Raw genomic sequence first — 10,892 nt, forward strand, 5'->3', positions numbered from 1 at the left:
CACGCTACACTCCTTGCTAGCTCTCAGCATTAAAGCGATAAGCGATAAAGCTAATCTTGTCAAGGCTACATCTAACTTACGATTAATGCTTAGAGCTAGATTTTACATAACCCGATCTACCGACTAACCGTCGGCATTAATTTTTATTGCTCTAACAAATCAATAATGACCATCGATGTAGACTTGTTATCCTTTAACACATCTGCCGTAAATGTGAACGGTTGTGGATCGCCAGAGCTTGCCATCCCAATGGTGAAGCCCGGTTGGATTTTAAGCTTAGGAATGGTATATAGTGCCTCCACGTCTTGACCTGCTTCGTTTTTCCAAATTGTTGTTCCTTCTAGCATGTACGTGCCAGGGAACACATTGGAGTTGACCGTTAAGCTTTGAGTTGTATTTGGTGCAGTATAGTAGTAATCCGCGATAATTTGGTCGCCAACCGCTACACTAGTGACATCTTTAAGATCAATGGTGTTGGAAGCAGAAGCAGGTGTGATTTCAAGCTTTTCATCCATCGAGGTACCATCAGCACTTTTGTAGAAAAAGCTTTTTTGAGAAGCAATTGGTGCTTTAGCAAGCGTGATTTTCTTATCTGCATCGACGACGATAACTTCTTTTTTATGTACAATTTTAGCTGCCTTTGCAAATTTAGAGCCAGTAAGTACAGCAAGCGATTCCTTGGAGATCAACGCATCCTCCATCGTCATCGTAATGTCCTTTTCAGAATCCCAACCGATTAGCTTCGGATGACCTTTGCCACCACGTGCATACACGGTAGAGCCAGCAAATTCTAATGAACTAGTTGTTAAGCTTTCAAGGTAAACCTTAGGCTCTTTTGTCACAACATCCTTTAATACAACATCCATAATTTCACGAGTTCCATAACGCATATGTAATTTCCTCCTTAAATTTTGCAAACCTAACTTTTTGTTATGATTTGCTGATCCAATGTTTTAGTTTAATATGTTTTAAGTCTGCACCATGCAATAATGCTTGTATGTTAAGCTCATAATCAGACACTAGCTTCATCCGATAGAACTGGTCGTTGAACTGGAAAATATTCAAGTCAAATACGTTGAAAATATGTATCCCATTTGCATGGCTGCATAAGCTGGATACCAAATCATAGAAGGTGGGGGCATCTTGATTTTCCAGTTGCTCATTTTTAAGACGTCTAATTTTTTGACGATTAGCCTGCATTTTTTGCTGTAGCATTCGCACACGTTCAGTGGCAGGAGCAAACGTAGCTGTTGCCTCTTGCGGCACACAATTTTGCACCTGAATGATCCTCATGAGCTGTTGATACATCTCGGTGTCCACCTGTATATCATCAATAATTAACCCGTCTTGATAATAAATATTATCCGTTCCGATCAGGAACCGTAAGGCCTCATAAAATAATGAATACAGTGGGTGGGATGTCCCAAACATCTCAATCACATCATATACAGCGATATGCTCTGGCACACTTTCAGCAAACTGCGGCTCTAGTAGATGCTCCTTCTGCAATGCAGTAATAGACAAATACTGCTGGTATCCTTCATAACCAATACGGGCAATCTCTCTGAGCACAACAGGCTGGATGGTTACACCAGAGAGAATAGTGGGGAGTCCTGCAAGTGCACTAAGCTTAATATCTGCTTCATTGATCTTCATCACCACATATCATCCTAATTTATTTCTTATTCATCCTTTTTTTTAATGAAAGGGAAGGGGAGAATACCAGTCTGTGTGATGGGGGCAAATGAATAGGTTCTCCAGTATGAATGTTTCTTGCCTTTCGAGCAGCAACAGGCTTAACGGCAAATTTACCGAAGCGTGTAATATGTACGTTTTTCCCTACTGCAATCGTGTCTGCTAGCGTGTCAAAAATCGTGGTGACATAGGCTGAGGCATCCTTTTTAGGAATATCTAGCTTGGTTGCAATTAGTGAAATAAACTCAGATTTGTTCATAGGATCAACTCCTTTCTAATGAAATTAAAAAGGGAAACGAACTTATGTTCCCCTTAGAGACAATCTAGGAAAAATGGACTAGTTTATCGTTTTCTTTGATTTATCAAGCTTTTTAAGCCTTTTAGCATCCAATCGTGATGGAAAGTGAATCGTCCATTGAGTGAAAAAACGTTGATTATCAAGCTAAAATACATTTTTTTAAAATGCTTATGAACTTTATGAAGTCTTACTCGTGGACTGATACCATTTTTGAAAATGAAGCTGGTTTTGCTTGCGACGATTTTCTAGCTTACAGCGTTGACAGTACTTTTGCCGATTAGAGGTGATCTCGATCCGTTCCCCACAGCATTCACATTGTGCCAAATGTGTTCCCACATTACGATGCAGATTTTGCACTAAAATATCGCCAAAGCATTCCCACAACGTGGTTTTATAGCTTGATTTTTTATGTACATATAGGTACTGCACAAGGACATCTGTAATGTAGGTGGGTTCTTTTCCAGTCAAGCTGATCAGTTGTGTTCGTATATGCTGATACACTTGGAGTAGGGCAGGGTCCTCGTCATGTTTGATCATAAAATGACTGCGCTGATCTAGTTCTGTATAAAGCTCAATAAGTTGTGGATCTATTTTCACATTTGCGTCCTGCATTAAGCTTTGATAATGAAAGGTTCCTATATTTTTAGCTTGAAATTGCAGTCTTGGATTAGGGATCAAAGACTCTAGCTGATTGACCACACTTTGATTTATTGTCTCAATGCCCCCAGACTCCTTGTCTTTTGCATAATAAAAAAAGTGAGGCACACGTTTTGCTGTATATGTACTAATTTGCTCGTGAATATGGGGTGGTCGCTTTGGCTTGTACAATGTTTTGGCGTAGTCAATCGTAAAGTTATTTTCCATACACAACCACTTAATCGCCTCTAATTTGATGACTGAGCTGTTCCATATTTTACTAATGTTGTTGCTGATCACGCCAATATTTCCACCCGTATAAGCAGCTTGTAAACCATTAAAAATCGCCTCGTTCGTAATCCTTTCATCTGCCGCCTTTGCCATCTTATAGTAGAGCGGAACGGTATTTTGCATGTGACGTTTGGCAACTTCAATCAAGGTAGGCTCTGCACATACTAGACTTTTATCTCCGTCCACATCAAACATAAGTAATTTACTAATCGTATCGTGTACACTGGTGTATAAACCGTTTGTGACAAACCAACGACTACGCTCCTTACTCACAACATTGCGCCGAACTGCATGTTCCCGATACAAATGAGGGCTTCGCAAGCAATCCACCTCGGTAGCCGCTTCAAATAGCTTGCAATAAACCTCGCCATCCTGTAACAAGCCCTTGGGCAGAACATGCCCTAATATTAAATGCTCACAAAAGGCATACAGATCAGGACAAATAAACGTGTATTTCCCTTCTATATCTAGCTTTCCTGCACGCGCCTCCTTGACCATCTTTCGTTTTACACTTTTTAAAATTTCTTTGCTGTATGTATCTTGTAGCATTTCAGGATAAACCTCTAATGCCTGTTGATAGTAGTTTTTATGACGATTTGCAGGCACCACACCTAAAATCCGTAGCATGGCTTGCTTATCCTTGCCAATTTGCCCAATCTGCTGAATCGTTGGTTCACATAACGCCGCTAGTTCATTGGTTGTCATCTCACTTAACGATTGTAGAACCTGATAATTGAGCTTTGCATCTGCAAAATAGGTTTCCTCCTCATTACAGTACCCAGCCTCACACTGATGTTGCTTATAAAACTGACGGTATTGCTCCCAAGAGTCATAATAGTTCCAGAGCTTAAATTGACTGCGTGTAAAAATAACCTCAATCTTTTCTGCGAGGAGGTCATGCTCCTTCCCGTAAATGTCCTTTACAACCCCATACTTGTTGCCCGTTTTTTTGTTTTGCTCGCGTATAAATTTATCGAAAGGGAAGGGAACAAGTAAGCCTTTTACCCAAGGCAAACGAATCATTTTGCTTCTCTTACTTTTCTTTGGCAAAATCATGCCACAGCCGTCTGTATGATTGATAGGAATCGACATGTGTTGTCTCGTAATCTGATAGGTGCTTTCATCAATATAATCAAATTCCCCAGTAACTAGCGTCTCCATATCCTCTACTACAATGGCTTTATCAATATCAAAATCATGCCAGACTTCAGTAGCCGTCGAACAAAGTGCCAGGTAAGCTAGAAATTTATTAATATTGATGCCTCCTTTGGCATTGATCGTTGTTTTGCTTAATCCACACATCAGCGTGGGCTGGTGCTTTATAAATACGTCCTCTTTAATAAACATTGTTTTTTTATTGCGGATTTGACCGGCGCTTGCAGTAAAGCACACATATTTATTTCCCTGAAACCAAAAGCCATCCTGAATCAAATTTTTTAAAATATCAAAATAATACGTTTTGACGACTAAAATATCGGTACTTAATGTATTAGTTTCAATCCCTATTGTTCTAGTAAGCACCGACTCAAATATTGAAATTTGATAGCGGGGTTGCGTGATAAAATCCTCTGTTAACGTCCTCATCTGCTCATTTTTTTTAATTTCTGTCGCTAGCTGCTCTTTTAAACGTTTAATGCGGCTTTGATTGCTCTCTTGATGTTGTGCTAGCTTGACGGCGTTATAAGGTGCATTTTTGCTCTCCATCAACCTCTTAATCTGCTTCCGAAATACATAAGCTCGTAATAAACGATGATGTATTTTTTGCTCATCTGGATGATAAAAGAAGCTAGTATCCACACTGTAAATTTGGACCTGCTTTTGTAAATTCATAGGTTGCCCCCCTGTGTATAAAGCCATTATGAATAGTTCATTGCCATTATGGTACTGGAAATCGAAATAACAACGACTTACATGACAATCTCATTTCTTTTTATATTGCCAATACGGTAATATTATCATATAATAGAGTTATAATCAAACATACGTTCCTATAATTAGTGGGGGATTGGAGGGTGGATTTCTACAATGGAGAGAGGACTTAACCATAACTATGAAGCTGAGCAGGTGCTAATTCCAATAGGTAAAATTCTGCTGTATCCAATAGAGGAAGGTGAGCAAGGTCAACAAGCTCATATCAAAGTGAAGTGTAGTCGAATAGAGCGTCAAGGACGGCGAATCTGCTACCAGTTTGATTGGCAGGATCCTGAGGGGGATTGTGATTGGAGCCCTGTATTTGAGGTGCGTAGCAGTGAAGCATTACTTCGATTTTTTGGTGAACAGCTCGCCTCATAGAGGAAAATTAAATCAATAGCAAAACAGCAAAAAAGAGGAAGCGAATATTGGCTCTTTATTTAAATTAGTGGTTGACAACCATCCCAAGCTAGCGAAGGGACAGAGGGATTCTGGAGAAGTGAAATGTTCGTCTCTTAAAACCAGATTTTTACAATAAAATAATCAACTATGAAATCTGGTTTTAACAACGATCGGAAGAACCCTCTGTCTCGAGCCTTCCATCTCCATTGTTGACAACCACTAATTTTATTTGAACCCGAATATTGGCTCCCTCTTACAGCTTCATTACTCTGGCTCAACGCCCCAGACGAGCTGTCCATTTCGATATAAGGTCACTTTAGACCAATCACTAAATGAGGTTTGGGTTCCTTTATAGGAGTAATCGTTATTTTCGTTAAAATTGCTCCAATCTGATTTGTGAAGGCGTGCTTGAATACTGCCTGAGTCGCCATTTGCTGCAATAGTACCTGCATCAGCCTTAAATGAAATTTCGATATAATGATCGGCTCCCTCTACTGCTGGGGTAACAGCGACCACTTTACCTAGTACATTTGCATTGCCAATCTGCGCATAATCTATAAAGAAATTAAACCCAGGTGCGTTATCAGCGGTAAACCAATAACGAAGAGTAAGATTTGCTAAATCTACAGGCTGACTACCATGATTCACAATTTTAAAATTAGGATTAATTTGGTTATCTAACGCATTGCTGTCTCCTACACGATATTGAATGGATAACTCCCCAGTTTCGACCGGTTCACTGGTTGGCGTAGCGGAAATAGGTGAAGTTGCATTGCTTTCACCAACCGTATTGATAGCCGCAATGGTGTAGTAATACGTTGTTCCATTACTTACCGTTGTATCGCTGTACGTTGTCCCATTCACGGTTGCGATCGTTGTAAACGGACCACTTGCCGTTAATGCTCTTTTAATTTGATAGGAGTCTGCATTTGTAACCTTATTCCAAAATAAATCAATTTGGCTATCGCCTGCTTGAGCTGTAAACCCCGTTGGCACAGCAGGTGCTGTTGGGCCCGCGGGTACATCTACAATTGCCCAATAGGCAGGCTTAGCTTTAAGCTGCTCATCAAACAATAGCGGCCAGTTGTTACGTACAACAGGGAAGGTACGGAGCCATGTGTTGGCATCATCCTTGCCCCATACGGTCACGTTAGTAATCGTATCGGTATGACGTTTGAAAATATCAAATAATTGCTTGTAAACTTTAGCTTGATTTTCACTAATATCATTTGGCAAAGTTTCATAGGATTGAGAATCGCTGTGATATACACTCACATCTAGCTCTGTAATATGACTTTCTAAATTAAGCGCTTTAAATTTCACAATGGAGGCTTCAATTTCGCTCATGGAAGGATAATAGATGCTCACATGCATCTGATGACCTACACCATCAATTGGAATATTTTTAGCTTGTAAACGCTGAATTAAATTGTATAATGCCTGTAATTTTGCTGGTTCGTGCGTGTTGTAATCGTTAATAAACAGCTTGGCATCTGGATCGGCTGCATGAGCATATTCAAACGCCTTTTCGATAAATTCTTCACCTGCAATTTGATACCATAAGCTACGGCGCAAGCCGTCAGGCTGAGCAGGATCAATCACCTCGTTCACTACATCCCACGCATAAATTTTTCCTTTGTAGCGCTCCATTACAGTGTCAATATGGTTTTTCATGCGAGCATAAAGCACCTGCTTGCTCACTAAGTTTCCTGCGTTATCGTAAAACACCCAGTTTGGTGTCTGAGAGTGCCATACTAATGTATGACCGCGCACTAATTGTCCATTGTCTACGGCAAAGTCAACGGCTGTATCTGCACCTTCAAAGTTAAATGCATTTTCAGCTGGCTCTGTCGCATCCCATTTTAAAACGTTACCTGGTGTCACTGTATTAAAATGCTTCTTTATTAAATCTGTATCTCCCTTTGTATATAGCTCACTATTTGTAAATGCGGTGCCAAAGGAGAAATCATTTGCAAATATATCCTTTAAGGATGGAATATTCTCCTCGATTTCAAGTGGAGGTGCTGCAGGTGCACGCTCTAACGTAAAATCATCTAAATAAAACGATTGTGTTGCACTGCTTGGAACCTCGAAGTAAACCGCGATATTATCAACCGGCTCCAAAAATTTATAAGTTGCCTCTAGCTTTACCCAACCTGATGAGTTTGCATTGGCATTTGTAACATTTTCATAATACGTATTAGAAGGGGTTGTGCGTTGTAAGGACATATAGATTGGGGTATTACCTGCGCCTTGGGGTAACTTCACCCACGCTTTAAAAATATACGTATTCCCGAGCTCCATCTCATTGGTAACGTCTAAAGTAGGGCCATGCCATTCCATAGATCGATCCGTAATGTGCAGTCCGTATGAGCCTGAGCGGGCAGCTGCCGCAGTTGCACTCAATTGCTCTGTTGTGCCCCGAGCTGCCCAGTTTTGTAACGTACCATCTTCAAAATCGCTTTGAATCAGAAGGGTATTGTTGGCATGTGCCGTTGAACCGGTAGCAAGGAAAGGGAGAAAGAGACATAAAATAAGTAAATAATTAAGCGCTTTCAAATAAGGCCTTTTGGTAATCATCATAATAATCATTACTCCTTCCTGAAATCGTAATAGGGTGTAACGATGAAGGTCTGAATCATGATGATAAACAGCTTGTCAGTTATTTTCGCGCATCACCTCCTTTAAAGTAGAGTGATCAGATGAAAGATGCTTGAGGTTATTGAGAGAGTAATTATAATGTATTTCAAAGTGTGATTAAGCCAGAACTGAGTATGGTAGAAACATTCTTGGAGTAAATGAAAAGTGTCATAATAGAGGATGAATTTATGAGATGTAAATGTAAGTAAGAGGGTTATTATCCATTTATAAATAAATAATACTATATAAAGAATTATATTCATAGTAGTGAATTTTTTTACATTTAATTAGAGATGGGATTGATTTTTAAATTATTCAGTGATAGTATACTGTTTAAATCAAATATTGATTTATCCTTCGGGGCGAGGTGCAATTCCTCACCGACGGTGATGCTTAGGTAATATGATTGATAAAGGTTGCTATAGTAAAGCTGATGTAGAGCTATAGTAGCGATCGTTGCCTAAGACAAGTCCGTGACCCGTATAGCTAATGACTTACGTTATTGCTATATGGCTGAGCCGGTGTGATTCCGGGACCGACAGTATAGTCTGGATGGGAGAAGGAGTGACGATAGGGACATTTAATCTGTGTACTTTATTAAACATAAAGGAATACGGTTATTTGACTTATCACACAAAGTAAAGGAATTAGTTTATGGTGTTATTTTACGTGACGTAATTAGGCGGTAGCTTTTTTGCGTACCCGTAGCTAACCAAGTTGCTAATTTTAGTTTGTGCTAATTTTCACAATGAGTTTATTGTGAATTTAAATAGGCATAAAATTGCTTTGTTTGTCATGGATATCTCTCACACGCCCCTGCCAGATTTAGGTAGGGGCTTATTTGTATTGTTTTGGCTCAATTTTTCAAGATTGAGTGTCATTTTCAGAACGAAAAGAGGTGAAATTATGTTTACAGGCCTAGTAGAAGAAGTAGGGACAATGACGGGGATGCGGCGTCAAGGAGAAGCAATGAGTCTGTCAATTGCCGCAAAGCATATTATGGCAGGTGTTCAGTTAGGGGACAGCATTGCAGTAAATGGCGTTTGTCTCACAGTCACTCATTTTACGAAGGAGCAGTTTACAGTAGATGTCATCCCACAGACTTATCGTAACTCCAACCTAAAGGATTTAAAGTCTGGAAGCAAGGTCAACTTGGAGCGTGCGATGTTAGCTGGGGCAAGGTTTGGGGGACATATCGTACAAGGACATGTGGATGGCATTGGCGTCATTACAGGATTACATCGAGATGGCAATGCGTATGTGTATGAGATTAAACCGAACACTCGTGATATTTTTAAGTTTTTATTGCCAAAGGGCTCGATTACAGTGGATGGGATCAGCTTAACGGTGTCAGACGTGGGGGAAGACAAATTTACGATATCAATCATTCCTCATACTCGTGCTGAGACGGTACTGCAATATAAAGCGCTAGGCGATACTGTGAATTTAGAAAGTGACATTATTGGCAAATATGTTGCACATTTACTTCACTTTAAGGATTCCTCTGTTGCTGAACGTGAGGGAAAGGTCAATGAATCCTTTTTGATGGAGCACGGATTTGTATAAGGAGGCAATTTGAAATGGAAGGGCAAAATGAGTTTAATACGATTGAAGAAGCGTTAGTCGATTTACAGCAAGGTAAAGTGATTATTGTGGTAGATGATGAAAATCGTGAAAATGAAGGTGACTTTATTGCACTAGCTGAAAAAGCAACGCCTGATGTCATCAATTTTATGATTACCGAGGGACGTGGACTTGTCTGTATGCCAATTACCAAGGCAAGGGCAGCTCAGTTAAATTTACCACCGATGACAATGCAAAATACAGACAGTCATGGAACAGCGTTTACGATCTCTATTGATCATAAAGATACAACTACGGGCATTTCCGCATTTGAGCGCTCACATACGGCACAAGCAATTTTAGATCCTGCGGCAACCCCAGCCGATTTTAAAAGACCTGGTCATATGTTCCCTTTGATTGCTGTGGATGGGGGCGTATTACGCCGACCAGGGCATACCGAAGCCGCGATCGATTTAGCGAAATTGAGTGGCGCTTATCCAGCAGGGGTCATTTGCGAAGTGGTGAAGGCAGATGGACAGATGGCAAGGTTGCCAGATCTAATTACTTATAAAAATGAACATAATATGAAGCTAATTACGATTCAGGATTTAGTTGCGTATCGCCTCAAGCATGATAAGCTGGTTCATCGTGAGGTGGAAGTGAAGTTACCTACAGACTTTGGAGACTTTAAAGTGATTGCGTACCGAAATGAAGTGGATGATAAAGAGCATGTGGCAATTATAAAAGGCGACTTAAGTACTCCATCACAGTCTTTTCCGCTTGTAAGAATACATTCAGAATGCTTAACAGGGGATGTGTTTCACTCTAATCGTTGTGATTGTGGTCCACAGCTAGAAGCGAGCTTAGCTCAGATTGAAGCTTCAGGACATGGCGTATTGCTGTATTTGCGTCAAGAGGGACGAGGAATTGGACTCATGAATAAGCTACGGGCTTATAAACTTCAAGAAGAGGGACTCGATACTGTGGATGCAAACCTCAAGTTAGGCTTCCCAGCAGATGCACGTGATTTTCGGATCGCAGCTCAAATATTAAAAGACTTGGGTGTCACCAAAATCAAGCTATTAACAAACAATCCCCGCAAAATTACCAGCTTGCAGGAGGTAGGTATTGAAGTTGAGGAGCGTGTTCCTATTCAAATTACACCGAGTGAGCATAATGCCGCCTATTTAAAAACTAAACAAGGCAAGCTTGCACATTTACTGGATTTAGAATAAGAATTCAGTATTTAAATAAAAATTAGCTGTTGACAACGAAGGTTATGGAGGCTACAGAACAGAGAGTTCTTCCGATCGTTATTAAAAACATATTTCTTATATTCATACAATTTGATTGTTGAAATCTGATTTTAAGAGCATTCCTGTATTCCCTTAAATTTGGTCTTTGAAATAAAACGAGCACTCCCTTAAGATAATGGTGTCTACCAAAACAACAATTA

8 protein-coding genes and 1 riboswitch are annotated in these 10,892 nt (G+C 40.1%); of the genes, 3 read left to right on the forward strand and 5 right to left on the reverse strand.

Features of this window, described 5'->3' with window-relative positions; translation table 11 throughout:
- Positions 1–143: 143 nt before the first annotated feature.
- From J2Z32_RS16525 to J2Z32_RS16540, 4 genes are all read right to left on the reverse strand, one after another.
- On the reverse strand, positions 144–890 hold the full coding sequence (locus J2Z32_RS16525) for a hypothetical protein (RefSeq protein WP_210090283.1): 747 nt from the start codon (positions 888–890) through the stop codon (positions 144–146).
- A 40-nt stretch (positions 891–930) separates the two neighbouring features.
- Positions 931–1,656, reverse strand: a complete 726-nt coding sequence (locus J2Z32_RS16530; RefSeq protein ID WP_210090284.1) for a hypothetical protein — start codon at positions 1,654–1,656, stop codon at positions 931–933.
- Positions 1,657–1,675: 19 nt separating this feature from the next.
- Positions 1,676–1,954, reverse strand: a complete 279-nt coding sequence (locus tag J2Z32_RS16535; RefSeq protein WP_210090285.1) for an HU family DNA-binding protein — start codon at positions 1,952–1,954, stop codon at positions 1,676–1,678.
- Positions 1,955–2,170: 216 nt separating this feature from the next.
- Positions 2,171–4,750: a hypothetical protein gene (locus tag J2Z32_RS16540; protein ID WP_245251545.1), complete on the reverse strand. Its 2,580-nt coding sequence runs from the start codon at positions 4,748–4,750 to the stop codon at positions 2,171–2,173.
- A 195-nt stretch (positions 4,751–4,945) separates the two neighbouring features.
- On the opposite strand from J2Z32_RS16540, the gene J2Z32_RS16545 reads away from it, so the two are divergent.
- A complete protein-coding gene (locus J2Z32_RS16545; protein ID WP_210090287.1) occupies positions 4,946–5,212 on the forward strand; it encodes a hypothetical protein in 267 nt (88 codons plus the stop codon).
- Positions 5,213–5,497: 285 nt separating this feature from the next.
- On the opposite strand, the gene J2Z32_RS16550 is transcribed toward J2Z32_RS16545, so the two are convergent.
- The gene (locus J2Z32_RS16550; RefSeq protein WP_210090288.1) at positions 5,498–7,816 is read right to left on the reverse strand and encodes an endo-1,4-beta-xylanase; all 2,319 of its coding nucleotides are present in this window, start codon (positions 7,814–7,816) and stop codon (positions 5,498–5,500) included.
- 406 nt (positions 7,817–8,222) lie between these two features.
- Positions 8,223–8,441: riboswitch (FMN riboswitch) on the forward strand.
- Positions 8,442–8,779: 338 nt separating this feature from the next.
- Between J2Z32_RS16550 and ribE the strand changes: the two genes are divergently transcribed.
- Positions 8,780–9,439, forward strand: coding sequence for a riboflavin synthase (ribE, locus tag J2Z32_RS16555; RefSeq protein ID WP_210090289.1), 660 nt, complete (start codon positions 8,780–8,782; stop codon positions 9,437–9,439).
- A 14-nt stretch (positions 9,440–9,453) separates the two neighbouring features.
- Positions 9,454–10,671 carry a bifunctional 3,4-dihydroxy-2-butanone-4-phosphate synthase/GTP cyclohydrolase II gene (locus J2Z32_RS16560; RefSeq protein WP_210090290.1) on the forward strand — a complete coding sequence of 406 codons (1,218 nt, stop codon included), beginning with the start codon at positions 9,454–9,456 and terminating at the stop codon, positions 10,669–10,671.
- Positions 10,672–10,892: the final 221 nt, after the last annotated feature.

Source organism: Paenibacillus turicensis (genome assembly GCF_017873435.1).
In the GTDB taxonomy this organism is placed as follows: Bacteria; Bacillota; Bacilli; order Paenibacillales; family Paenibacillaceae; genus Fontibacillus; species Fontibacillus turicensis.

What these genes read in the sequence shown, in the direction of transcription:
- J2Z32_RS16525 (WP_210090283.1), bottom strand. Translation starts at nt 890, where the DNA reads ATGCGTTATGGAACTCGTGAAATTATGGATGTTGTATTAAAGGATGTT.
- J2Z32_RS16530 (WP_210090284.1), bottom strand. Translation starts at nt 1,656, where the DNA reads ATGAAGATCAATGAAGCAGATATTAAGCTTAGTGCACTTGCAGGACTC.
- J2Z32_RS16535 (WP_210090285.1), bottom strand. Translation starts at nt 1,954, where the DNA reads ATGAACAAATCTGAGTTTATTTCACTAATTGCAACCAAGCTAGATATT.
- J2Z32_RS16540 (WP_245251545.1), bottom strand. Translation starts at nt 4,750, where the DNA reads ATGAATTTACAAAAGCAGGTCCAAATTTACAGTGTGGATACTAGCTTC.
- J2Z32_RS16545 (WP_210090287.1), top strand. Translation starts at nt 4,946, where the DNA reads ATGGAGAGAGGACTTAACCATAACTATGAAGCTGAGCAGGTGCTAATT.
- J2Z32_RS16550 (WP_210090288.1), bottom strand. Translation starts at nt 7,816, where the DNA reads ATGATGATTACCAAAAGGCCTTATTTGAAAGCGCTTAATTATTTACTT.
- ribE (WP_210090289.1), top strand. Translation starts at nt 8,780, where the DNA reads ATGTTTACAGGCCTAGTAGAAGAAGTAGGGACAATGACGGGGATGCGG.
- J2Z32_RS16560 (WP_210090290.1), top strand. Translation starts at nt 9,454, where the DNA reads ATGGAAGGGCAAAATGAGTTTAATACGATTGAAGAAGCGTTAGTCGAT.